This window comes from Plantactinospora sp. WMMB782, assembly GCF_049179135.1.
GTDB lineage: Bacteria > Actinomycetota > Actinomycetes > Mycobacteriales > Micromonosporaceae > Plantactinospora.
The window spans coordinates 3,574,903-3,597,841 of record NZ_JBMHMC010000007.1 but is presented as its reverse complement, the minus strand read 5'-3'; the positions used below and the strand labels follow the sequence as shown (position 1 = coordinate 3,597,841).

Annotated in this window: 21 protein-coding genes; 5 read left to right on the top strand and 16 right to left on the bottom strand. The window is 71.4% G+C overall.

Annotation, left to right across the window (positions count from 1 at the left end; genetic code table 11):
* Window positions 1-153: 153 nt before the first annotated feature.
* The 8 genes from ACN28A_RS18570 to ACN28A_RS18535 form a co-directional block, all read right to left on the bottom strand.
* The gene (locus ACN28A_RS18570) at window positions 154-1,434 is read right to left on the bottom strand and encodes a thymidine phosphorylase (protein WP_421396794.1); all 1,281 of its coding nucleotides are present in this window, start codon (window positions 1,432-1,434) and stop codon (window positions 154-156) included.
* A gap of 81 nt (window positions 1,435-1,515) precedes the next feature.
* Window positions 1,516-2,220: a cytidine deaminase gene (locus ACN28A_RS18565; RefSeq protein WP_421404488.1), complete on the bottom strand. Its 705-nt coding sequence runs from the start codon at window positions 2,218-2,220 to the stop codon at window positions 1,516-1,518.
* Between the two features lie 30 nt (window positions 2,221-2,250).
* Window positions 2,251-3,528: an ABC transporter permease gene (locus ACN28A_RS18560; RefSeq protein WP_421396793.1), complete on the bottom strand. Its 1,278-nt coding sequence runs from the start codon at window positions 3,526-3,528 to the stop codon at window positions 2,251-2,253.
* A 173-nt stretch (window positions 3,529-3,701) separates the two neighbouring features.
* Window positions 3,702-5,072 (bottom strand): ABC transporter permease, encoded by a 1,371-nt coding sequence (locus tag ACN28A_RS18555; protein ID WP_421396792.1) that lies wholly within the window; start codon window positions 5,070-5,072, stop codon window positions 3,702-3,704.
* Complete coding sequence (locus ACN28A_RS18550) at window positions 5,069-6,652, bottom strand: ABC transporter ATP-binding protein (RefSeq protein WP_421404486.1); 1,584 nt, start codon at window positions 6,650-6,652, stop codon at window positions 5,069-5,071. Before ACN28A_RS18550 ends, ACN28A_RS18555 begins: the two co-directional genes overlap by 4 nt.
* Window positions 6,653-6,902: 250 nt before the next feature.
* Window positions 6,903-7,970: a BMP family lipoprotein gene (locus ACN28A_RS18545; protein WP_421404484.1), complete on the bottom strand. Its 1,068-nt coding sequence runs from the start codon at window positions 7,968-7,970 to the stop codon at window positions 6,903-6,905.
* Window positions 7,971-8,343: 373 nt separating this feature from the next.
* Complete coding sequence (locus ACN28A_RS18540; RefSeq protein WP_421396791.1) at window positions 8,344-8,685, bottom strand: hypothetical protein; 342 nt, start codon at window positions 8,683-8,685, stop codon at window positions 8,344-8,346.
* A gap of 123 nt (window positions 8,686-8,808) precedes the next feature.
* Complete coding sequence (locus ACN28A_RS18535; protein WP_421396790.1) at window positions 8,809-9,867, bottom strand: hypothetical protein; 1,059 nt, start codon at window positions 9,865-9,867, stop codon at window positions 8,809-8,811.
* A gap of 103 nt (window positions 9,868-9,970) precedes the next feature.
* On the opposite strand from ACN28A_RS18535, the gene ACN28A_RS18530 reads away from it, so the two are divergent.
* Entirely contained in the window at window positions 9,971-10,576 is a 606-nt protein-coding gene (locus tag ACN28A_RS18530) for a TetR/AcrR family transcriptional regulator (protein ID WP_421396788.1), read from the top strand.
* Between the two features lie 176 nt (window positions 10,577-10,752).
* Entirely contained in the window at window positions 10,753-11,505 is a 753-nt protein-coding gene (locus ACN28A_RS18525) for a DUF305 domain-containing protein (protein ID WP_421396787.1), read from the top strand.
* 7 nt (window positions 11,506-11,512) lie between these two features.
* Here the strand turns inward: ACN28A_RS18525 and ACN28A_RS18520 are convergent, their stop codons facing one another.
* From ACN28A_RS18520 to ACN28A_RS18505, 4 genes are all read right to left on the bottom strand, one after another.
* Window positions 11,513-11,935, bottom strand: coding sequence for a hypothetical protein (locus ACN28A_RS18520; RefSeq protein WP_421396785.1), 423 nt, complete (start codon window positions 11,933-11,935; stop codon window positions 11,513-11,515).
* Window positions 11,932-12,777 (bottom strand): sugar ABC transporter permease, encoded by an 846-nt coding sequence (locus ACN28A_RS18515; RefSeq protein ID WP_421396784.1) that lies wholly within the window; start codon window positions 12,775-12,777, stop codon window positions 11,932-11,934. Before ACN28A_RS18515 ends, ACN28A_RS18520 begins: the two co-directional genes overlap by 4 nt.
* A gap of 2 nt (window positions 12,778-12,779) precedes the next feature.
* Window positions 12,780-13,799, bottom strand: coding sequence for a carbohydrate ABC transporter permease (locus tag ACN28A_RS18510; RefSeq protein WP_421396783.1), 1,020 nt, complete (start codon window positions 13,797-13,799; stop codon window positions 12,780-12,782).
* 106 nt (window positions 13,800-13,905) lie between these two features.
* The gene (locus ACN28A_RS18505) at window positions 13,906-15,207 is read right to left on the bottom strand and encodes an extracellular solute-binding protein (protein ID WP_421396782.1); all 1,302 of its coding nucleotides are present in this window, start codon (window positions 15,205-15,207) and stop codon (window positions 13,906-13,908) included.
* Between the two features lie 295 nt (window positions 15,208-15,502).
* On the opposite strand from ACN28A_RS18505, the gene ACN28A_RS18500 reads away from it, so the two are divergent.
* Window positions 15,503-16,576 (top strand): LacI family DNA-binding transcriptional regulator, encoded by a 1,074-nt coding sequence (locus tag ACN28A_RS18500; protein ID WP_421396780.1) that lies wholly within the window; start codon window positions 15,503-15,505, stop codon window positions 16,574-16,576.
* A gap of 114 nt (window positions 16,577-16,690) precedes the next feature.
* Complete coding sequence (locus ACN28A_RS18495) at window positions 16,691-18,367, top strand: glycoside hydrolase family 13 protein (RefSeq protein WP_421396779.1); 1,677 nt, start codon at window positions 16,691-16,693, stop codon at window positions 18,365-18,367.
* 266 nt (window positions 18,368-18,633) lie between these two features.
* On the opposite strand, the gene ACN28A_RS18490 is transcribed toward ACN28A_RS18495, so the two are convergent.
* The 4 genes from ACN28A_RS18490 to trpS form a co-directional block, all read right to left on the bottom strand.
* The gene (locus ACN28A_RS18490; RefSeq protein ID WP_421396777.1) at window positions 18,634-19,071 is read right to left on the bottom strand and encodes a hypothetical protein; all 438 of its coding nucleotides are present in this window, start codon (window positions 19,069-19,071) and stop codon (window positions 18,634-18,636) included.
* An 81-nt stretch (window positions 19,072-19,152) separates the two neighbouring features.
* Window positions 19,153-20,217, bottom strand: a complete 1,065-nt coding sequence (locus ACN28A_RS18485; RefSeq protein WP_421396776.1) for a YihY/virulence factor BrkB family protein — start codon at window positions 20,215-20,217, stop codon at window positions 19,153-19,155.
* 113 nt (window positions 20,218-20,330) lie between these two features.
* Window positions 20,331-20,885 carry a 2'-5' RNA ligase family protein gene (locus tag ACN28A_RS18480; RefSeq protein ID WP_421396774.1) on the bottom strand — a complete coding sequence of 185 codons (555 nt, stop codon included), beginning with the start codon at window positions 20,883-20,885 and terminating at the stop codon, window positions 20,331-20,333.
* Window positions 20,886-21,052: 167 nt separating this feature from the next.
* Window positions 21,053-22,078: a tryptophan--tRNA ligase gene (trpS, locus tag ACN28A_RS18475; RefSeq protein WP_421396772.1), complete on the bottom strand. Its 1,026-nt coding sequence runs from the start codon at window positions 22,076-22,078 to the stop codon at window positions 21,053-21,055.
* A 120-nt stretch (window positions 22,079-22,198) separates the two neighbouring features.
* On the opposite strand from trpS, the gene ACN28A_RS18470 reads away from it, so the two are divergent.
* Window positions 22,199-22,894 (top strand): RNA polymerase sigma factor, encoded by a 696-nt coding sequence (locus tag ACN28A_RS18470; RefSeq protein WP_421396771.1) that lies wholly within the window; start codon window positions 22,199-22,201, stop codon window positions 22,892-22,894.
* Window positions 22,895-22,939: the final 45 nt, after the last annotated feature.

Below are 22,939 nucleotides of genomic sequence, written 5' to 3'. Positions count from 1 at the left end.
CAACCGAGCCGACACCATCCCGCCCGGCCGGGCAACCGAGCCGACACCATCCCGCCCGGTCTGGCAACCGAGCCGCCCGGTCCAGGCCCGAGCCGGTCCAGGCCCCGAGCCGGGCCGTGCCCGGACCGGCCCGGGTCCATGGCCGCCGGGCGGCTAACCGATCCGGTCGACCACCAGCGCCGGCAGCTTCGGCAGGTCGGCCGAGACCGACACCGCATCCGCCGCGACGGCGCGGGCCGCCGGAATCCGGGCCGGGTCGTCGGCCCGCAGCTCGTAGAGCGGGTCACCGGCCCGGACCGGATCGCCCGGCTTCCGGTGCAGCAGCACTCCGGCACCGGCGCTGACCGGGTCCTCCTTGCGGGCCCGTCCCGCGCCGAGCCGCCACGCCGCGATCCCGATCCGGTACGCGTCCACGGCGGCGACGTACCCGTCCCGGTCGGCCCGGACGACCTCCACCTCCGGGGCGACCGGCAACGCGGCGTCCGGATCCCCGCCCTGGGCCCGGATCATCGCCCGCCACACGTCCATCGCCCGGCCGTCCCGCAGCGCCCGTTCCGGATCGGCGTCCGGCAGCCCGGCCGCGTCCAGCATCTCCCGGGCCAGCGCGACGGTCAGCTCCACCACGTCGGCCGGCCCGCCGCCGGCCAGTACCTCCACCGACTCGGCCACCTCGACCGCGTTTCCCACGGCCAGCCCGAGCGGCGTCGACATGTCGGTGAGCAGGGCTACCGTCCGCACTCCGTGCGCGCCGCCCAGCTCGACCATTGTCCGGGCCAGCTCCCGGGCGTCCGCCTCCGACTTCATGAACGCACCCGAGCCGACCTTCACGTCCAGCACCAGCGCACCGGTACCCTCGGCGATCTTCTTGCTCATGATCGAGCTGGCGATCAGCGGGATCGCCTCCACCGTGCCGGTCACGTCGCGCAGCGCGTAGAGCTTGCGGTCGGCCGGCGCCAGCCGCTCACCCGCCGCACAGATCACCGCGCCGACCTCACCGAGCTGGGCGATGAACTCGTCGTTGCCGAGCGCGGCCCGCCAGCCCGGAATCGACTCCAGCTTGTCCAGGGTCCCCCCGGTGTGCCCGAGCCCCCGCCCGGAGAGCTGCGGTACGGCGGCACCGCACGCCGCCACCAGCGGAGTCAACGGCAGCGTGATCTTGTCGCCGACCCCGCCCGTGGAGTGCTTGTCCACGGTCGGCCGGCGTACCCCGGACAGGTCCAGCCGGTCCCCGCTGGCGATCATCGCGGCCGTCCAGCGGGCGACCTCGCCCGGCGTCATGCCCCGGAGCAGGATCGCCATCGCCAGCGCCGACATCTGCTCGTCGGCCACCCGCCCCCGGGTGTACGCGTCGACCACCCAGTCGATCTGCTCGTCGGACAGCGTCCCGCCGTCCCGCTTCACCCGGATCACGTCGACCGCGGCGAACCCACCCACAACTTTCCTTCTTCCCACTTGCTCCGCACCGGCCGCAGCGGCCGACTGCTCCGCACCGACCGCAGCGGCCGACCCGAACGATCAGGAACCCCAGCGACGGGGGATCTCGACCGGCGGCTCCCCCTCACCGGCCCAGAACATCGCGCCGTCCGCGTCGACCACCACCACCCGGGGGGTACGCGCCTGCCCCCAGCTCACCGCCTCGGCCGGGTCCTCCCAGGTCGGCGCCTCCTCGAGTACTCCGGTCTGCGCGCCCTCGGCGTCCCCGGCGGCCCGCTCCCAGTACCCGGTCCAGACCTGCCGCCCGCCGCTGACGTCCGGATGCACGAAGACCGTGCCCCGCCCGCGCCACGCGGCCAGTTCCTCCGGCACCGCCGGCACCTTCGTCGACGCCGCGATCGCCTCCAGGTCCTCCACCCCGAACGCGTGCGGCAACAGCTCCGCCATCCGCAGCGGCACCGGATCCGCCTCGATGAGGCAGTCCGGCCCGCCGTTCTCCCAGAGCAACTGTCGGCACCGCCCGCACGGCATCAACGGCTCACCGGTCGCCCCGACACACGACAGCGCGACGAGCCGGCCGCCACCGGAGGCGTGCAGCGCGGACACCACCCCGCACTCGGCGCAGAGCGTCACCCCGTAGCCCGCGTTCTCGACGTTGCAGCCGACCACCACCCGGCCGTCGTCGACGAGTGCCGCCGCCCCGACCGGAAAGTTCGAGTACGGCGCGTACGCGTGCCGCATCACGTCGGTCGCGGCCGCCCGCAGTTCAACCCAGTCAATCTCCACCGTCACGCTCCCATCCTGCCCCGCCGCTGGTCAGCCCTTGATGTAGGGCTTGCCGTCGGCGGCCGGGGCCCGCACCTTGCCGACCAGCCCGGCCACCGCCAGCAGGGTGGCCAGGTACGGCAGCATCGCCAGGAACTCGCTCGGGATGCTGCTGTCGATCGCACTGAGGTAGGTGCCGAGCTGGTCGGCGAAGCCGAAGAAGAGCGCGGCCAGCAGGGCACCCGTCGGGCTCCACCGTCCGAAGATCAGTGCCGCCAGCGCGATGAAGCCCTTGCCACCGATCATGTTCTTGCTGAAGGTGTAGAGCGCCAGCGTGTAGGAGGCACCGCCGATCCCGGCCACCATGCCGGCCAGCAGCACGTTCCGGTAGCGCAGCGCCAGCACCTTCACCCCGAGGGTGTCGGCGGCGGTCGGGTGCTCGCCCACCGAGCGGGTCCGCAGCCCCCATCGGGTACGGAACAGCGCGACGTGCACCACGAGCACCAGGATCAGCGCCAGGTAGAGGAAGATGTTGCCCCGGAACAGCGCCGGCCCGAGCAGCGGGATGTCCGACAGCACCGGGATCGGCCACGCCTCGAACCTCGGCGGCTGGTTGTACTTCGCCGCCTCCGGCTGCATCAGCCGCTCGTAGAGGAAGCCGGTCAGGCCGACCGCGAGCAGGTTGAGCACGATCCCCATCACCACCTGGTCGACCAGGTAGCGGATGGTGAAGATCGCCAGCAGCAGCGAGATCAGCGCGCCGCCGAGCGCGGCGGCGATCAGTCCGACCCAGGCGCTCGCCGCGATGGTGCCGACCAGCGCACCGGCGAAGGCCCCCATCAACAGTTGGCCCTCGATCGCCACGTTCACCACGCCGGACCGCTCGCAGAGCACCCCGGCCAGCGCGCCGAAGATCAGCGGCAGGGCCAGGATGAAGGTACCCCGGACGATGTTGACGAGCGGCATGAAGTTCTGCCCGGCCGGTGCCGCCGACACCTGCCAGCAGAGGAAGGAGAGCACCACCCCGACCACCGCCACACCGAGCAGCGGTACGAACCAGCGCTTCGGCAGCCCGGCCAGCAGCGCCGCCCCGGCCGCCGCCGCCACCAGCCCGAGCAGGATCGCTCCGAAGGTGCCGTCGATGGTCAGCGCCGCCCCGCCGGCATCCTCGCTGAGGGTGAACCGGGCGTCCTCACCGGTGGCGAGCGAGCCGAAGAGCACCGCCGCGACAATTCCGAGCAGCACGGCACCGGCGCCGACCCTGCGGTCCCGGGTCCAGAAGCCCGTACGCACCGCGACGGCGACGTCCTCGACAGCCATCGTCGACATCAGTGCCGCCTTCCGTTCGCGACTGCGGGGCTCGCAAGCTCACTCCTCGCGCTCACCTGCGCCACCTTCCGTTCGCGACTGCGGGGCTCGCAAGCTCACTCCTCGCGCTCACCTGCGCCACCTTCCGTTCGCGACTGCGGGGCTCGCAAGCTCACTCCTCGCGCTCACGCTGACTACCAGCCCTTCGCCATGCTCGTGGAGGACAACCGGGCGGCCCGGGCGGCCCGGAGCCCGAAGATCGCCTTCACCAGGGCCGGCGCGGCGATGAAGATGACGATCAGCGCCTGCAACACGGTGACCAGCTCCAGCGAGATGCTGGCGTACGACTGCATCCGGTTGCCGCCGGCCTGGAGCGCCCCGAAGAGCAGGGCGGCGAGCGCGACGCCCCACGGCTTCACCCGGCCGAGCAGTGCCACCAGGATGCCGTCGAAGCCGATCTGGGCCACCACCAGCGGGGTGAGCGCGGTGGCGGTGGTCCCGAGCACCATGTTGGCGCCGCCGAGCCCGGAGAGCGCCCCGGCGATCACCATCACCAGCACGTACGTCCGGCCGACGCTGATCCCGGCGGTCCGCGCCGCGTCCGGGTTGGCGCCGACCGCCCGGAGTTCGAAGCCGAAGGTGGAGCGGTTGAGCAGCCAGCCGACCGCCCAGGTGGCGGCGACCGCCAGCACGATGCCGAGGTGCACCCGCAGATCGCCGCCGAGCAGCCGGGGCAGTTGCGCCGAGCCGTCCACCGGCCGGCTGATCGCGTCGGTCCGGTCCGGATCGTGCACCCCGTTCTGCACGATGATCCAGGCCAGGAAGGAGAACGAGACGTAGTTGAGCATGATCGTGGTGATCACCTCGTGCGCGCCGGTACGCGCCTTCAGGAACCCGGGGACGAAGCCCCAGATCGCCCCGCCCAGCGCTCCGGCGAGTACCGCCACGATCAGGTGGATCACCGGCGGCAGCGGGAGCAGGAAGCCGGCCAGCGCGGCCAGGATCACCCCGAGGGTCGCCTGGCCCTGTGCGCCGATGTTGAACAGGCCGCCCCGGAAGGCGAGCGAGACCGCCAGCCCGGTGAAGACCAGCGGGGCGGTGTAGGTGAGCGTCTCCGAGATCGGCGCGAAGACCGGCTGCCAGCCGCCGCTGCCGTTCGCCCAGGCCTGCACCGCCGCCGGGTCGACGACCGCACCCTTGAACAGGTTCGCGTACGCGTCGCTGACAACTGTCCAGCTGGCGTTGAGCGCGTCGGAGGGCTGGGCGGTGAAGTAGCCCCAGGTGGCCAGCACGTCCGGGTCGGAGACGATGATCAGTACGGCGCCGATCAGCGTGGCCAGCACGATCGCCAGTACGGTGACCGTGACGGTGTTCGCCGCCCAGAGGTTGTGCACGAACGACCCGAGCAGTTGCCGCCCACCGCCGTCCCGGTCGGTCAGCGCACCCCCGGGCTTCCCCGGGTCGCCACCCGCCCCGGCGCCGGGCGCCGGCCGGGCCGGGGTCGGCTGCTCCGGCTGCCGCTGCTGCTCCGGCTGCGGGGACCCTGGCTCGTTCGCGTCGGTCATCGACTTTCCTCGCTACCAGCGCCGTCGGAAGAGGGGTTCACCGGCCGCTCGGGATTCGCGTCGGTCCCGGCGTCGGGACTCGCATCCGTCCCGGCGTCGGCGTCGGGATTCGCGCCCGTCCCGGCGTCGGCTGCGGCGTCGGTGATGCCGGCCATCAGCAGGCCGATCTCCTCGCGCGGGGTGTCCGGCCCGACCACGCCGATGATCCGGCCGCGGTACATCACCGCGATCCGGTCGGCCAGCCCGATCACCTCGTCCAGCTCGCTGGAGATCAGGAGTACGGCGGTGCCGATGTCCCGCTCGTGGATGATCCGGCGGTGGATGAACTCGATCGAGCCGACGTCCACCCCCCGGGTCGGCTGGGCGGCGACGAAGAGCTTGAGCGGCCGGGACATCTCCCGAGCGATGATCACCTTCTGCTGGTTGCCGCCGGAGAGGGTGCCGACGGCCGCCTCCGCCGACGAGGTGCGTACGTCGAACTCGGGAATCCGCTCCCGGGCCGAGGCGGTGATCGCCTCCGGCCGCAGTGCCAGGCCGGAGCCGAAGGGCGGCCGGTCGTACATGTCCAGCACCAGGTTCTCGGCGACGGTGAACTCCTTGACCAGGCCGTCGACGCTGCGGTCCTCGGGGACGTAGCCGACCCCGGCCCGCAGTACCCGCTTTGTCGACCAGCCGTTGACGGGCTGACCGGCCAGCGTGACGGTGCCGTCGAGCACCGGACGCAGCCCCATCAGCGCCTCGATCAGCTCGGTCTGGCCGTTGCCCTGCACACCGGCGATGCCGAGCACCTCGCCGGCCCGTACCGTCAGGTCGACGCCGTCCACCGCGCGGACCGACCGCTCGTCGTCGACGACCAGCCCCGCGACCTCCAGCACCGGCTCGCCCGGCGCGGCGGGCGCCTTCCGCACGGTCAGGTTGACGGTCCGCCCGACCATCAGCGCGGCCAGCTCGTCCTCACTGGCGTCCGGGCTGGCGGTGCCGACGGTCCGGCCGCGCCGGATCACGGTGATCCGGTCGGCGATCGCCTTGACCTCTTTGAGCTTGTGGGTGATGAAGACGATCGACTTGCCGGACTCCTTGAGCGACCGCATGATCCCGAGCAGTTCCTCGGTCTCCTGCGGGGTCAGCACGGCGGTCGGCTCGTCCAGGATCAGCAGGTCGACGTCCCGGGTCAGCGCCTTGAGGATCTCGACCCGCTGCTGCACGCCCACCGGCAGGTCCTCGACCACCGCGTCCGGGTCGACCCGCAGGTTGTAGCGGCTCGACACCTCGGTCACCTGGCGGCGGGCCCGGCGCCGGTCCAGGAAGCCGACGATGCCGCCCCGGACCTGTTCGGCACCGAGCATCACGTTCTCGGCCACGGTGAAGACCGGGACCAGCATGAAGTGCTGGTGCACCATGCCGATGCCGGCCGCGATCGCGTCGCCGGGTCCCTTGGCCTTCAGCGGGCTGCCGTCGACCAGGACCTCGCCCTCGTCGGGCTGGAGCAGGCCGTACAGCACGTTCATCAGGGTGGACTTGCCCGCGCCGTTCTCGCCGAGCAGCGCGTGGATCTCTCCTGGCTCCACCGTCAGGTCGATGTGGTCGTTGGCGACCAGTTCACCGAACCGCTTGGTGATGCCGCGCAGTTCGAGTCTCAGCGCAACCTCCTGGAGTGCGGGCGATGGTGCAGCCTAGCTGCTGCTTTCACCTGTCGCTGCCGGACCGGCGCGAAAACCGGCCGCCCCGACCGGTGCGGAGGAGGGCCTCCAGCACGGTCGGAGCGACCGGATCGTCGGCGTCAGCCGTACCCGGTCGACCGCCCGAAGGTCTCGGGCGGCGACCCGGTGGTCACTTCGGCTGGCTGGCCGAGGTGACCTTGATGGCGCCGGAGCTGATGTCGGCCTTGAGCTTGTCGATCTCGGCCTTCAGCTCCGCCGGCACCTTGCTGTCGAACTCGTGGTACGGCGCCAGCGAGACGCCGTTGTTGGCCAGCGTGCCGAGGTAGCCGGGGTCGTGGGCCAGCTTGTCGCCCTTGGCCGCGGTCACCACGGCGTCCTTCACCGCGTCGGAGATGTTCTTGACGACGGTGGTCAGCAGGGCCGGGCAGTTCGGGGTGCTCTGGCAGCCGTCGACGTCGACCCAGATCACCGAGTACTTGCCACCGGAGGCCTGCGCCGCCGCCGTGGTGCCCAGACCGGCTCCGCCGGCCACCGGCATGATGATGTCCGCGCCCTGGGCGACCAGGGTGTCGGAGACCTTCTTACCCTCGTCCTGCTTGACGAAGTCGTTGGTGAACGAGCCGTTCTGGGTCTGCTTGTTCCAGCCCAGCACCTGCACGTTCTTGCCCTTGACCTGGTTGTACTGGGCGACACCGTCGACGAAGCCGTCCATGAAGATGGTCACCGGACCGATCTTCATGCCGCCGTAGGTGCCGACCTTGTCGGTCTTGGTCATCCCGGCCGCCAGGTAACCGGCGAGGTAGCCGGCCTGTGCGGTGTCGAACTGCATCGGGTAGACGTTGCTCTCCGGCAGCTTCGCGTCGACGATCCCGAACTGCTGGTCCGGGTTCGCCTTGGCGATCTTCGAGGTCGCCTCGCCCATCAGGCCACCGACCGCGAGGATGAAGTCGCAGTCCTGGTTGACGTACTGCGTCAGGTTCGGCTCGTAGTCGGCCTCGGCCTTGGACGCCACGTACTTGATGTCGATCTTGCTGTCGGCCGCCTTGGCCGCTTCCAGGCCCGCCCACGCGGAGGTGTTGAACGACTTGTCGTCGATGCCTCCGACGTCCGTCACCATGCACGCGGTGTACTTGTCGGCGGCGTTGCCGCCCGCCTCGTTATCGCTCGGGGCCTCACCACACGCGGCGGCCGCACCCAGCGCGAGCCCGCCCACCGCGAATACCGAGACGACCCGCATCCCACGCACAGCGCGCAAGACGGTCTCCTTCCCATTGCACACCGCCCACCGCGGTGGCAGCCCTAAGCCGGCCTGCGCGTTGCCGCCGGCTGTCCCACGTTACGGACGGGAGCGTACGCCCGCGCCTGTCCACCGGCCGACAATCGTGCCTGACTGTTGAACGCCCGTTACCCTTACGTAACTTCGGGGTGCGCGACATCACTCCCGGGCCTGCCCGATGCGTGACCTCCGACCCTGGGAAGTCCCGTTTCGCCTGTTCCGCGTCGTGGCAGTGCCGTGGCAGTGCTGATCCCGGGGCAAGCGGCCAGGACGATGCCGCCCGGATGCCGCTGCACTTGGGCCTAAGAGCCTGGGCGTGGACTCGGGCCGCGGGTCAGCGCCAGAAGACCGCGACGGCGGCGTTGACCAGGGTGAGCCCGACGATCGCGAGGAAGTGACCTCGGTTGACCTCGGCCCGCTTCCGGGAGAAGAACACCATCACGAAGATCATCAAGCCGATCACCAGCTTGGTGGCGAGCTTCGCCGGGGCCGGCTCGTCGCCGTCGCGCAGCGGGGCGGAGAGCCCGATCCCGGTGAGCACCTGGATGACGGCACCCCAGAGCATCAGCGGGTTGATCCGGATCCGTCCGGTGGCGTACTGCGCGGCGGCGCCGCCGAGCAGCAGGGCGAACCCGATGAGGTGGGCGTAGAGGAGTATCAGCCGGAGAGGTTCCACGCCCGACATCCTCCCCCATCGCGTACCCGCACGTCGTCCCCGGTCCGCCCGTCCGGACCGGGGACTCGGGTGCAGGAGCACGCTCTTTCCGGGAACGAGTCCCCTCAGATCATCGGAACGGGACTATTTCCCCGAAAGAGCACGCTCATCCTCGTCCGTGAGCGGGGCGAGCGGGGCGAGGGCGGGCGGGGTGCCGGGGTGGGCGGCGGGACGGGGGCGGGCGACGGCGACCAGGAGCAGCCCGGCGGCGGCGTACCCGGCGAGGACCAGCAGTGGCATGCCACCGCCGGCACCGTCGAAGAACGCGGTGGACCGGAGCAGGGTGCCGCCGGCGCCCATCGGTAGCCACTGGCCGAACTGGCCCCAGGGCTGGGGCAGCAGCTCGGGTGCTGCCGCGACCGCCGAGAGCGGGTTGCCGACCAGGAAGACGAGTACCGCGCCGAGCCCGACGCCGGGCCGGCCGAGCAGCGCGCCGAGCCCGTTGACGGTGGCCGCGATCGCCAGCCCGACCAGCCCGAGGACGGCGCCGACGGCCAGCGGGTCGCCGGGGAGCAGGCCGAGCCAGCCCTGCAGCACCAGCGGTCCGGCGACGCCGACCAGCAGCCCGAAGCAGAGCAGTCCGGCCAGCCTGGCGAGCCGGCTTCCGACCAGCAGGTAGAGCAGCGCCCCGACCACCAGGGCGGTCAGCGCGATCGGGAAGAACCCGCCCGCGAGACCGGCGCCCCGGGGATCGTCCGGGTCGGCCGGCACCACGTCGACCACCGGGACGGGGCGGCCGGCGGAGAGTTCCCCGGCAGCCTGGCCGAGCAGGGCCGCCACGGTCGGGCTGGCCGCGCTCGCGGTGTGCAGGGTCGGGCCGTCCGGGCCGAGCACGAAGGCGGCGTACGCCTCGCGGTCGCGCAGCGCCCGGTCCGCCGCCGCACCGTCGGGCAGCCGGGTCACCTCGAAGGCGCCCGGGGCGGTGCTGTCCAGCCGGGCGACGAGCTGCTCGGCGGCCGGCGCCGGCCCGGCGACCACCACCGGCAGGTCACGCGGCGCCAGGTTGGCGGCCGGAGCGGCGAAGAGGGGTACGAGCAGCGCCTGCAACAGCACCACCGCCACCACCAGCAGTACGGCGACCGGCAGGGGCCGACGCGACGGCACGGGCTGGAACGGCCCGGCAGGGGCCGACGGACGAGTCATCTCCGGGACTCCTTCTAAAACGAATGCTCGTTCTCTTAAAACCCAGCCTCCTCCCCGCCGTCGATCGAGTCAAGAAACGAGCGCTCGTTTTACAATGTGCGTTGTGCCACGCGTATCCGACGAACACCTGGCGGCCCGGCGACAGCAGATCCTCGACGCCGCCCGGCGCTGCTTCCTGCGCAACGGCTTCCACGCCACCTCGATGCAGGACGTGATCAGCGAGGCCGGCCTCTCGGTGGGCGCCGTCTACCGCTACTTCGGCAGCAAGCAGGAGCTGATCACCTCGATCGCCGAGTCGGTGCTGGCGGGCGCGGAGGAACTCTTCACCGACCTGGCCGCGACCGAGCCGCCGCTGCCCCTGGTCGAGGCGCTGGACCGGGCGCTCCGGTTCGTCGACGCCCAGTGCGGGCCGGACGGGGTCTTTCCGCTCGCCATCCAGGTCTGGTCCGAGTCGCTCCGCGATCCCGCGCTGGCCGAGTTCGTCGCCCGGATCTACACCAACTTCCGGGTCCGGTTCGCCACCCTGGTCCGTCGGGCGCAACAGGCCGGCGAGCTGCCCGCCGACGCCGACCCCGACGCGACCGGAGCCGCCCTGTTCAGCCTGGTTCCGGGCTTCGCCCTGCAACGGATCCTCGCCGACGGCCCGGATCCGAAGACCTATCTGGAGGGCGTACGCGCCCTGCTCGCCGGCCAGGGCGTGCGACAGTAGACAGCTGTAGGCCCGCCGATCGACAGGGCGTCGAGGTCCGGGCGTACTGGATCTTCCACGGTCCCGGTGGTCCGGCTACCATCGCCCCAGCTGCGGGGTTGACGACCCGGCCCCGGCGCGGAGCCCCGGCCACGCCGTGACCGGCCGGCAGGGCGGACGGGAGTCAGGCTGTGGTGTTGGCCAGGAGCGCGGCCGGTGGCGGTCGCCGACCGGCGATCGTGTTTCTCGTGCTCGTGGAGGCGGCGGCGGTGCTGCTCGCCCTCGGCGTCGCCGGGATCGCCGGCACCGGGGACGGCCGCCCGGCACCCCGGACCGCGGCCCCGGCCGGTCCGACCCCGACACCCACGCCCTCGGTGCTGCCCACCTCGGCGATCGGCACCGCCCCGGTGATCCAGCCCGGCCGGCCGGGCGAGTCGGCCCAGGTGCTCCGGCCCGACCAGCTCACTCCACCACCCGGAGCTCGGCACAACGCGGCCGACATCCGCTTCGTCAGCATGATGGTGCCGCACCACGAGCAGGCCCTGCAGATGGCCGCCCTGGTGCCGGAGCGGGCCGGCAGCACCGGCGTGATCGCGGTCGCCGACCGGATCAGGTCCGCCCAGCAGCCCGAGGTCGAGGTGCTGCGCGGCTGGCTGCGCGACCGTGGCCTCGACTCGCTGCTCGGCGGGACCGGGCACGAACATCCCGGCATGCACGGCATGCAGAGCCCGGAGGCGATCGCCACGCTCACCGCGACCACCGGGACCGACTTCGACCGGATGTTCGTCGAGATGATGAGCGCGCACCACCAGGGCGCCATCGCGATGGCCCAGGAGGTACTCGCGAACGGCCTCGACCAGCAGGTCCGGGAGCTGGCCCGGAACATCGCCTTCGAGCAGTCCGTCGAGGTGAACCGGATGCGCGAGGTACTCGACCCGGGATCGAAGTGAGCTGCCGTCAGCCCAGCCGCCACACCTGGAAGGTCGGTCCGTCCCCGGGCAGGGTCAGCCTGCCGTCCGGGTCCGGGCGGAGCGCGGGCGCCCCGCCGTACAGGTTCGCCGCCTCCGCCCCGGCGTAGCCGGCCAGCCGGACCGGCTCGCCGGACGCGCGCCGGGCCAGCACCAGCACCGACTCCGTCGGCGACTCGCGCAGGAAGACCAGGCTGTCGGCGTACGCCACCAGCCTGAAGTCGGTGTTGTCGGGTACGTCGTGGCCGAAGTCGCCGAGCGCGTTGACCCGGCGCTGCCGCCCGTCCGCCCCGACCGCCAGGCACCGGTAGTTGGTCGCCGGGTTGCGTACCTCGACGTCGGCCCGCCACCAGACCTCGCCGCCGGCGCGCCGAGCCGTCATGGTGCGGTCGGGACCGGTGGGCTCGGTCATCCCTTGGTCCCGCCGCCGGTCAGCCCGGAGACCAGGTGCCGTTGTGCGTAGAGGAAGACCAGCCCGGCCGGGATGGTGACCAGCACCGCCGCCGAGGTGAGGTACTCCCACTGCGGGTTGAACTGCGGCACGAACTGCCGGAGCCCGTACGCCAGGGTGAAGTTGCGGTCCTCCTGGATGAAGGCGGAGGCGTACGCGACCTCGCCCCAGGCGGTGAGGAAGGCGTAGAAGCCGGTGACCGCGAGTGCCGGCCGGGCCAGCGGCAGCACGATCCGCCAGAACGTGCCGAACGGGCCGCAGCCGTCGAGTGCGGCCGCCTCGTCCAGCGCGGTCGGGATGGAGTCGAAGTAGCCCTTGAGCATCCAGGCGCAGAACGGCACCGCGATCGTCAGGTTGGCGATGATCAGCGAGCTGGGGGTGTTGATCAGCCCGAGCCGGGCCATGATCATGTAGATCGGCACGATCAGGATGGCGACCGGGAACATCTGGGTGACCAGGAAGACCGTCATCAGCGGTCGCCGGCCGGGGAAGTTGAACCGGGAGACCGCGTACCCGGTGGTGGCGGCGAAGAAGATCCCGAAGAGCATGGTGAAGGCGGCGACGAGTACCGAGTTGCCGAACCAGCGCAGGAACCGGGTCTCGGTCAGCACGTACACGTAGTTGGCCAGCGTCGGGTCCTTGACCAGGGTCAGCTCGCTGCTCTGCACGGCGTACCCGGGTTTGAAGGAGGAGAGCAGCACCCAGACGATCGGGCCGACCGCGATCAGCGCGGCGACGATCAGCGTGGCGTGCAGCCCCACCGACCGCAGCGGGCTCCGGCCGGTACGCACGGATCGGTTCATCGTCACCACACCTCACCCTGTTTGCGCATCGCCCGCCGGTAGAAGACCGAGAAGACGAGCAGGATCGACAGGATCAGCACCCCGTACGTCGAGGCGAGCGAGTAGTTCCGGATCCCCTCGAAGGCGGCCAGGTAGGCGCCGGTGACCAGGATGTCGGTCTGGCCGGCCGGCTGCCCCTCGGTGACCAGGAAGATGATCGGGAACATGTTGAAGGTCCAGATGGTGCCGAGCAGCAGCACCGTCATGCTGACCGGACGCAGGCCGGGCAGGGTGATGTGGACGAACCGCTGCCACGGGCTGGCGCCGTCGATCTCGGCCGCCTCGTAGAGTTCGCCGGGGATGGTCTGCATCCCGCCGAGCAGCGCCACCATCATGAACGGCACCCCGAGCCAGATGTTCGTGACGATCGCGGTGAACAGCGAGGTCCACCGGTTGGCGAACCAGTCGACCGGGTCGATCCCGACGGCGGTCAGCAGCGAGTTGGCCAGCCCGAACCGCTCGTTGAAGATGAACTTCCAGGCGAAGGCGCTGACGAAGGCCGGCACCGCCCAGGGCAGCACCAGCAGCACCCGGTAGAGCCCGCGCAGCCGCATCGGCCGGTTCAGCATGGTGGCCAGGCCCAGCCCGAGCCCGAAGTGGAAGACCACGCAGACCGAGGTCCAGATCAGCGTCACCCCGGTCCACTGCCAGAACTCGCCGACCTCGCCGGAGAGCACCCGGACGTAGTTGTCCAGCCCGACGAACTGCCACCGGTTCGGGTTCTCCGCGCAGACCTCGCCGCCGGTGAGCGACTTCCGGCAGATCTCGGCGAGCTGGTTCGCCTCGGTCAGGTCGGTCAGCGAGAGCCAGATGCCACGGCCCAACGGATAGAAGACCAGTACCGCCAGTACCAGCACGACGGGCAGCACCATCGCCCAGGCGTACCAGTGCCTGTCCCAGCTCCGGCGCAGCCGGGACGGCGTGCCGGGCCGGCGTCCGGGCGGCGCGGGCGCCGGCGCCGGGCCGGCGGTGAGGATGCTCATCAGCAGCGCTCCAGAAGGGGAGCCCGGCGGGGCCGCCGGCCAGCGCCGGCCGGTCCCGCCGGGTACCGGACGGGTACGCCGGCCGGAGCCGGCGCCGCAGGTCGGGTCACCTTTCGTACGACGGCACGACCTCGGCCTTGTACTTCCGGGCGACCTCGTCCAGGGCCGTCTTCGGGTCCTTGTCCTGCACCAGCACCTGGGTGGCGAGCTGGTCGAGCGGGCCGAACAGTTGGCCGCCCTCGGGGATCCACGGCCGTTCCATCGCCGACTCGACCACCGGCCGGAACGCCGTGACCACCGGGTTGTTCTGCACCGCGTCGAGTTCGTACGCCGACTTGCGGGTCGGCAGCAGCCCGAGCCGCTCGGCGAGAAAGCCCTGCGACTCCGTCGAGTTCATGAACCTGATGAACGCGACCGCCGCCTCGACCTTCTCCTGCGGCATGCCGGACCAGACCACGTAGCTGTGCCCGCCCATCGGGGCAGAGGACCTGATCGAGCCGGCCGGGACCGGGGCGATGCCGAGGTTCTCCAGGCCGCCGAAGGTCGGCGCGCTCCTGATGTTGTTGACCTCCCACGGGCCGTTCAGGATCATCGCGACCTTCTTCTCCTTGAAGAGGGTCATCATCGTCCCGTAGGCGTCGTTGGCCGCCGGCTTCGGCGCCGCACCGCTGGCGATCAGGTCCTTGGCGATGTTCAGCGCGACGATGTTCCGCGACGAGTCGACCATGATCTTCTTGGCCCTGGCGTCGACCAGGTCGCCGCCCTCGCCGTACATGAAGGGCAGCAGGAAGTAGCCGGCCGGGTTGAGGTAGATGCCGTCGGCTCCGGTCTTCCGCTCGACCGCCAGCGCCGCGGTCTTCAGGTCGGCCCAGGTCTTCGGCGCGGCGGTGATGCCGGCCTCCTCGAACAGCTCCTTGTTGTAGAGCAGCGCGAGCGAGTCGGTCACCTGCGGCACGCTGTATGTCTTGGCCTCGTACTTGCCCGCGTACTGCAGCGTCTCGAGGTAGTCGGCCTGGTCGCTGGTGAGGTCGGAGTCGTCCAGCACGTAGAGGTGGCCGAGCGAGGCGAACTCCGGCACCCAGGCCACCTCGGCCCGGAGGATGTCCGGGGCGCCGGTCTTGGCCTGGGCGGCGGTCTTGAACTTGTTCTGGGCCTCGCCGAAGGGCACCGACTGGTAGTTGATCTTCACGTTCGGGTACACCTGGTTGAACTTCGCGATGAGCTGCTGGAACGCCGGTCCCTCGTTCTTCGGGTCCGAGGTGTCCCACCAGGTGAGTTCCGCCTTCAGGGCTGCGGGATCGGTCGTCCGCCCCGACTCGCCCGCGCTGTCGTCGTCGCCGCAGGCGGCGAGCGTCAGGGCAAGGGTCGTGCAGGCGAGCACGGCCATCCCTCTGGCTGTCCGACGCATGGAGCACTCCTAGTCTGCCGGCCGGTGTCGGCGGGACAGTAGCAAGGAGTTGCCGATTCCGAAACCCCTTGCAAACACCCTTGCAACAACTGTCGCCCATCCGTTCCCCGGACGAGATGGTACGTCCTTTTTGGAGGTGCTCCTCCTCTGGACCCGTCGATCCGGATCGCCCGGGTTTCGGAGCCGTGCCGGCTCCTGTCTCCGGGTCGAGCGCGGTGTCGGTCCACGTCGGGGAGGTTCTGCAAGTCCTTGCCGTGGGCTACGCAAGAAAGAGCCGGTGGGCTACAGTTCCGCCATGCGTGCACGACTGGCCGACATCGCCCGGCAGGCCGAGGTGAGTGAGGCCACGGTGTCGCGGGTGCTCAACGACCGCCCCGGGGTGGCACCGGAGACCCGGCAGGCCGTACTCACCGCCCTCGACGTGCTCGGCTATGAACGGCCGGCCCGGCTGCGCAAGCGCAGCGCCGGACTGGTCGGGCTGGTGGTGCCGGAGCTGGAGAACCCGATCTTCCCGGCCTTCGCCCAGGTCGTCGAGTCGGGGCTGGCACAGGCCGGCTACACCTCGGTGCTCTGCACCCAGACGCCGGGCGGGGTCACCGAGGACGAGTACGTCGAGATGCTGCTCGACCGGCAGGTCTCCGGGATCGTCTTCGTCTCCGGCCTGCACGCCGACACCGCCGCCGACCCGGGCCGCTACCGTACGCTGATCGCCCGGCCGATGCCGATCGTGCTGGTCAACGGCTACCAGCCCAACCTGCCGGCGCCCTTCGTCTCCTGCGACGACCGGGAGGCCGGCGAACTGGCCGTGGCCCACCTGGTCGCGCTCGGGCACCGCCGGATCGGCCTGATCACCGGGCCGGGCCGGTTCGTGCCGGTGCAGCGCAAGGTGGCCGGCTTCAAGGCGGCCATGAAGCGACTGGTCGGGCCGACCGACGCCGAGCTGGACGAGCTGGCCGAGCTGTCGCTGTTCGGTGTGGAGGGTGGCGAGGTGGCCGCCGCCCGGCTGCTCGACCGGGGCGTGACCGGGCTGGTCTGCGGCTCCGACCTGATGGCGCTCGGCGCGATCCGGGCCGCCCGGCAGCGCGGCCTGTCGGTGCCGACCGACCTCTCCGTGGTCGGCTACGACGACTCGCCGCTGATGGCGTTCACCGACCCGCCGCTGACCACGATGCGGCAGCCGGTCACCGCGATGGCGGTGGCGGCGGTACGCGCCCTGGTCGACGAGATCCACGGGCACGCCGCGCCGCACTCGGAGTACATCTTCCGGCCGGAACTGGTGGTGCGCGGCTCGACCGCGGTCGCGCCGGGCCTGCTCGGCGAGCCGGCGCGGCAGCCCCGCCCGCCGGCCGACCTCCCGCTGCCGGTCTGACCCCGATTACCGGTCGCGCAATCGCGTTGGCACCTTTCTTGCGCAAGCTCTGCTTGACTCTTGCAGATCCGGCCCGGCATCCTGCTCCGGCCCGCCCGACGAACGGACTCCCAGATGAGCGTCTCCCCCGCATCCGGCCGACCCGAGGACTGGTGGAAGGCCGCGGTGGTCTACCAGGTGTACGTCCGCAGCTTCGCCGACGGCGACGGCGACGGCACCGGCGACCTGGCCGGGGTACGGGACCGGCTGCCCTACCTGCGCGACCTCGGGGTGGACGCGCTCTGGCTGACTCCGTTCTACCGCTCGCCGATGGTGGACGGCGGCTACGACGTCGCCGACTACCGGGACGTCGACCCGAGCTTCGGAACGCTCGCCGACTTCGACGCCATGATCGGTGACGCGCACGCGCTCGGGCTGCGGATCATCGTCGACATCGTGCCGAACCACACCTCGGACACCCACCCGTGGTTCGTCGCTGCCCTGGCCAGCCCGCCCGGTTCGGCCGAACGGGACCGCTACCTGTTCCGGGACGGCCGGGGTGCGGACGGCGAACTCCCGCCGAACGACTGGGAGTCGATCTTCGGCGGCCCGGCCTGGACCCGGCTTCCGGACGGCCAGTGGTACCTGCACCTCTTCGACCCCGCCCAGCCCGACCTGAACTGGCGACACCCCGAGGTACGCGCCGAGTTCGAGGACGTACTCCGGTTCTGGCTGGACCGTGGCGTGGACGGATTCCGGATCGACGTGGCACACGGGATGATCAAGGCGGACGGGCTGCCGGACGTCGGGGACGGCGTGCCGGCCGGCCAGCGCCAGGTCGAACTGCTCGGCCGGGCCCGGCTGCCCTACTTCGACCAGGACGAGGTGCACGACATCTACCGGGCCTGGCGGCCGATCCTGGACAGCTATCCGGGTGGCCGGATGGCGGTCGCCGAGGCGTGGGCCGAGACCCCGCAGCGGCTGGCCCGCTACGTCGGACCGGACGAGCTGCACCAGGCGTTCAACTTCGACTTCCTCGACGCGAGCTGGTCGGCCGACTCGTTCCGCAAGGTGGTCGACACCGCGCTTGCCGAGTCGGCGATCGTCGGCGCCCCGACCACCTGGGTACTGTCCAACCACGACAAGCAACGGCACGTCACCCGGTACGGCGACGGCGCGCTCGGGCTGCGCCGGGCCCGCGCGGCCGCCCTGCTGATGCTGGCGCTGCCCGGCAGCGTCTACCTCTACCAGGGCGAGGAACTCGGCCTGCCGGAGGTGCTCGACCTGCCCGACGAGCTGCGCCAGGACCCGGCCTTCCGGCGCACCGGCGAGAGCCGGGACGGCTGCCGGGTGCCACTGCCGTGGAGCGGCGACGTCCCGCCGTACGGCTTCGGTCCGGCCGGCGGCGCCCCGGCCTGGCTGCCGGCCCCGCCCACCTGGCGGGCCCTCTCGGTCGCCGCCCAGACCGGCGACCCGGACTCGACCCTGGAGCTGTACCGGACGGCACTGCGGCTGCGCCGCGCGCACGCCCCGGCCGGCGCGGCGACCGACCCCGGCCAGGTCACCTGGCTGGAGAGCGAGCCAGGAGTACTCGCCTTCAGCCGCCCGGCCGCAGCCGCCCCGCCCGGGGAAGGCCCGGTCGACGGTGCCCGGGCGGAGCTGGTCTGTGTGGTCAACTTCGGCAGCGCGCCGGTGGATGCCGGCTACTACGGGACGCCGATCCTGCGCAGTCAGCCGTCCACGGCAACCGGCGACCAGGCGGAACTGCCGACCGACACGGCGGGGTGGTTCATCCGCCCGGTAACCGGGTAACCCCACCAGCGACCCGGTCGTCCGCCGCGCTCCGCGCCGACGGGCGGCTGGGCCGCAGACCCCTTTGTGGTGGAGGGGATGGTGGTGCCGGTGCCCCGGGAGTGCACTCCCGGGGCACCGGCGTACCTCCCTACCCCGCCGCTCCCCTTCGCGCCCCACATCCCACCGGGCCCGCAAGATCGCGCTCTTTACCGGAAAGAGTGGCCACAGCCGGGCACGAGCGGACTCTTTCCGGGAACCAGCGCGGCCACCCGCACCGGGTCAGGTCAGGGGGTGGGGGTGGTGAGGAGGGCGGCGATCCGGGCGATGCCGGCGCGCACCTCGGTGGGGTCCGGCGGGTGGCGGGGTTCGTCAGTGCTCTCGCCGATCACCTCCTCCTCGCCGAGGTCCTCGAAGTCGCCGTAGATGCTGGTGTCGTCCAGGTCCGCCGCCTCGTCCTCGGCCTCGACCGCGAGCTGAGCGGCGGCGATCTCGGCCCGGATCTCCTCGGCGGATACCCGGGGCAACAGCGGCTCGACCACCGCCATCAACTCCTCGTCGGCCACCACCGACTCGGCCAGGGCCAGCGCGTGGGGCCGCTCGTACGGGCCGCAGACCACCGGCTCCCACTCCTCGGAGTCGTCGAGCGGACCGAAGGTGATGATCCAGGGCAGGGTGCGGATCGGCGAGTCGTCCGGCAGTTCCAACGTCACTAGTGCGCCCACGCGACTCATCATCGCGGTGATCGACGTACCGTTAGTGGTTTTTGCCCGAATCGTAGTGCTGGTCTCTTTCGGCTGAGCCGATCACGCTCGGCCGCCACCCGGGTCCCGGCGGCCGCGATCCCCCCGCACGTCCGGGCCGGGCCCTTCGGATTTCGGCCCGGACTTCGGCTCGGGCTCGGATTTCGGCTCGGGCTCGGGCTCGGATTTCGGCTCGGGCTCGGGCTCCGGCTCGGGCCCCGGCTCGGTCGAGGGGGGCTCCGGGCGGGCCGGGTCGGGCACCCGGGGCGCTCTGGTCAGGTCCAGGACCCGCCCCTGGTGGCTGGTCGCCGCGAGCGCCGCGCCGAAGAGCAGCAACTGGTTGAGCAGGTAAAGATAGATCAACAGGCCGACCGCGCCGGCCACCACCGTGTACGCCGGATTCCGCTCCCATCGCACCACGTAGAACCGGCCGAGCGAGTTCAGCAGCGTCACGCCCAGCGCGACCAGCAACACCGCCGGCAGCCAGCGCCGGAAACTCATCCGCAGCCGGGGTACGGCGAGCAGCAGCGCCGAGGCCAGCAACATGTTGACCAGGAAGCCCAGAATCCAGCTACTGATCGTGAGCACGATCGAACGGGCGCCGAGCAGCCAACTCAGCAACGACTCCAGCGCGTCCACGGCACCTATCGACAGCCCGAGCAGCACGAAGATCGTCAGCAGTACGGCCAGGTCGACGAGCTGGCGCAGCACGAAATAGCCGGGGTGCTGGGCCAGCCCGTGGATCAGCCGCTGCGAGGAGCGGATCGACTCGACCCAGCCGATCCCGGTCACCGCCAGCAGGATCAGCCCGATGATCCCGGGGCGGTTGCTGCTCTGCCGGATCTGCTCCGGGTCGACGAACGGCAGGTTCCGCTGGAGGAAGCCGACGATCACCTCGCCGCTCTCGGCGCTGTCGCCGAGCAGCGCGGCCAGCACGGCGTACGCCACCAGGCCGAGGGCGAAGACCGCGAAGAAGCCGTAGTAGGCGATCGCCGCCGCCAGCCGGCCACCGAGCACGTCGGTGTAGCGGCCCACGGCCCGGGCAAGGTGGTCGAACCACGCCGACTGTCGGCGGTACGCCGTCAGTCGCACGTCGATGCGCAGCAGCACCCGCTCGAACGCGTTCACGCCGTCATCCTTGCCCATAGCCATCCGGTCCGGGGCCCGACATCGACCCGCCACACCGCAACCGGCACGTCGCACCAGAGCACCGGCAACCTCCCGCTGTGGGCGAGGCTGGTTCAGCCGCCGAGCGGGTAGTCGCGGCGGGGCTGCCAGCGGGCGTCCCCGTTGTGCGAGAAGAGGGTGAACTTCTCCACCGTGAAGCGGGCGGAGAAGTCGGCCAGGTCCTCGTACACCTTGTCCAGCGCCTCCGGTGCGACGTCCTGGGCGACCGTGACGTGCGGGTGGTACGGGAAGCGGCTCTCCCGACGCAGCTCGGGCGCCCGCCCGATCGCGGCGGCCAGCAGCTCGCACTCGCTGATTCCGGCCGCCACCACGACGAAGACGACCTCGGTGATCGGCCGGAAGGTGCCGGTACTCCGCAGGTGCACCGGGTACGGCCGGTGTGTGGCGGCCACCTCGGCCAGGTGCCGCTCCACCGCCGGCAGGCTGGCCAGGGGGATCTCGGTCGGCCCCAGCAGGGTCAGGTGCGCCGGCACGTACGCGGCCTGCGGGTCACCGGCCTCCGCCCGGCGGCGGGTGAGAAACTCGCACCAGGGCTCCGGAACGTCCACGGCGATCCCGACCCGGGTCGTCGGGACCGCGGGATTGTGCGACCCGTCCGTGACAATCACCCTCCGCTCCACTTCACCACTGGCCGGCAGCGCGCCGGCCGGCGAACACCGCACCGGTTTCTCGCCGGTCCGGTGCGCCCGCCCGATACCTCGTACCGGTCCGGTACGCCGTACCGCCGTACCGGTCAGGTCCGCCGTACCGTTGCGGGACTCAGCCGTTGCGGGACTCAGCCGTTGCGGACGCCCGGCAGGAAACCCACCCGCTCGTACGCCTCGCGCAGCGTGGTCGAGGCGACCGCGCGGGCCTTCTCGGCGCCGATCGCGAGCAGCTTGTCGAGCTGCGCCGGATCGTCGAGGTAGCCCTGGGTACGCTGCTGGATCGGCCGGACGAACTCCGCCACCACCTCGGCCAGGTCCTTCTTGAGGTCCCCGTAGCCCTTGCCCGCGTACGCCTCGACCAGGTCGTCGACGCCGCGACCGGTCAGCGCGGCGTAGATGACCAGCAGGTTGGAGACCCCGGGCTTCTGCTCCGGATCGAAGAGGACGTCCCGGCCGGTGTCGGTGACCGCCGACCTGATCTTCTTGGCGGACTTCGCCGGGTCGTCCAGCAGCATGATGATCCCGGCCGGCGACGAGGACGACTTCGACATCTTGGCCGTCGGGTCCTGAAGGTCGGTGATCTTCGCGGTGTCCCGGACGATGTACGGTGCTGGCACGGTGAACGTCCTGCCGAACCGGGTGTTGAAGCGCTGTGCCAGGTCGCGGGTCAGCTCCAGGTGCTGCCGCTGGTCCTCGCCGACCGGCACCGCGTCGGCCTGGTAGAGCAGGATGTCCGCGGCCTGCAGGATCGGATAGGTGAAGAGCCCGACGCTGGACCGGTCGGCGCCCTGCTTCACCGACTTGTCCTTGAACTGGGTCATCCGGCTCGCCTCGCCGAACCCGGTGATGCAGCTCAGTACCCAGGCGAGCTGGGCGTGCTCCGGCACCTGGGACTGGACGAAGAGCGTCGTCCGCTCCGGGTCCAGGCCGACCGCGAAGAGCTGCGCCGCCGCGACCCGGGTGGAGTGCCGCAACGCGACCGGGTCGTGCCCGGCGGTGATCGCGTGCAGGTCGACCACGCTGTAGAAGGTGTCGTGGGTCTCCTGCATCGCCACCCAGTTCCGCACCGCACCGAGGTAGTTGCCCACGTGGAACGAGTCGGCGGTCGGCTGGATCCCGGAGAGCACCCGGGGCCGGGTGGCAGCGTCGGACATGCCGGCAATTCTGACAGCATCCGTGGGAGCGTGTCCCGACGCCCCCGTGCCATTCCGCGCCCGCTGTGCCGACCCGGTCGGGGCGGGTCCGGCGGAAAATCGCGGGAACCGGCCTGACCGGTGCCGACTCGTACCCTGAAACCGGAGTCGGTCGGCGGCTCCGCCGCACCGGCGTGCGGCGTACCGCCCGGCCGGGAGGGACAGCGCTTGGTGGGGCAGCGGGGCGGACGCGCATCCGGCGGTGGGCGGGACGCGGTGGACGAGGCGATGGGCGAGCTGTACCACGCCTGCTACCGGCGACTCGTCGCGCAGGTGTACGCGTTCACCACCGACCTGACCGAGGCGCAGGACGTGGTGCAGGAGGCGTTCGCGAGGGCGATCGCCCGGCCGCAGGGGCTGGCCGGCATCGACAACCCGGAGGCGTGGCTGCGAACGGTCGCGGTCAACGTGGTACGCCGGCGCTGGCGGCGACGCCAACTGCTGGACACCATCATGCTGCGGGACCGTCCGGTGAGTCGACTGGTCGAGGCCGCTCCCGGCCCCGAGCGGACCGACCTGCGTCAGGCCCTGGCCGGCCTGCCGGTCAGCTATCGGGAGGTGATCGTGCTGCACTACTTCGCCGACCTACCGGTCGAGGAGATCGCCACCGTGCTGGGGGTACCCACCGGCACGGTGAAGTCCCGGCTGTCCCGGGGGCGTACGGCGCTCGCCGCGCGACTGGGCGACTACCAGGGCACCGGCGAGCCGGCCCCGACAGCCGGTCCGGGCGACCGGACCTTCCCGGCGGCGGCGCGACCTGAGGTGAAAAATGCCTGACCGAGACACACCTGACCGAGACACACCTGACCGGGATATGGCTGG

What these genes read in the sequence shown, in the direction of transcription:
- ACN28A_RS18510 (WP_421396783.1), bottom strand. Translation starts at nt 13,799, where the DNA reads ATGAGCATCCTCACCGCCGGCCCGGCGCCGGCGCCCGCGCCGCCCGGA.
- ACN28A_RS18535 (WP_421396790.1), bottom strand. Translation starts at nt 9,867, where the DNA reads ATGACTCGTCCGTCGGCCCCTGCCGGGCCGTTCCAGCCCGTGCCGTCG.
- ACN28A_RS18545 (WP_421404484.1), bottom strand. Translation starts at nt 7,970, where the DNA reads ATGCGGGTCGTCTCGGTATTCGCGGTGGGCGGGCTCGCGCTGGGTGCG.
- ACN28A_RS18505 (WP_421396782.1), bottom strand. Translation starts at nt 15,207, where the DNA reads ATGCGTCGGACAGCCAGAGGGATGGCCGTGCTCGCCTGCACGACCCTT.
- ACN28A_RS18560 (WP_421396793.1), bottom strand. Translation starts at nt 3,528, where the DNA reads ATGTCGACGATGGCTGTCGAGGACGTCGCCGTCGCGGTGCGTACGGGC.
- ACN28A_RS18495 (WP_421396779.1), top strand. Translation starts at nt 16,691, where the DNA reads ATGAGCGTCTCCCCCGCATCCGGCCGACCCGAGGACTGGTGGAAGGCC.
- ACN28A_RS18555 (WP_421396792.1), bottom strand. Translation starts at nt 5,072, where the DNA reads ATGACCGACGCGAACGAGCCAGGGTCCCCGCAGCCGGAGCAGCAGCGG.
- ACN28A_RS18515 (WP_421396784.1), bottom strand. Translation starts at nt 12,777, where the DNA reads ATGAACCGATCCGTGCGTACCGGCCGGAGCCCGCTGCGGTCGGTGGGG.
- ACN28A_RS18520 (WP_421396785.1), bottom strand. Translation starts at nt 11,935, where the DNA reads ATGACCGAGCCCACCGGTCCCGACCGCACCATGACGGCTCGGCGCGCC.
- ACN28A_RS18500 (WP_421396780.1), top strand. Translation starts at nt 15,503, where the DNA reads ATGCGTGCACGACTGGCCGACATCGCCCGGCAGGCCGAGGTGAGTGAG.
- trpS (WP_421396772.1), bottom strand. Translation starts at nt 22,078, where the DNA reads ATGTCCGACGCTGCCACCCGGCCCCGGGTGCTCTCCGGGATCCAGCCG.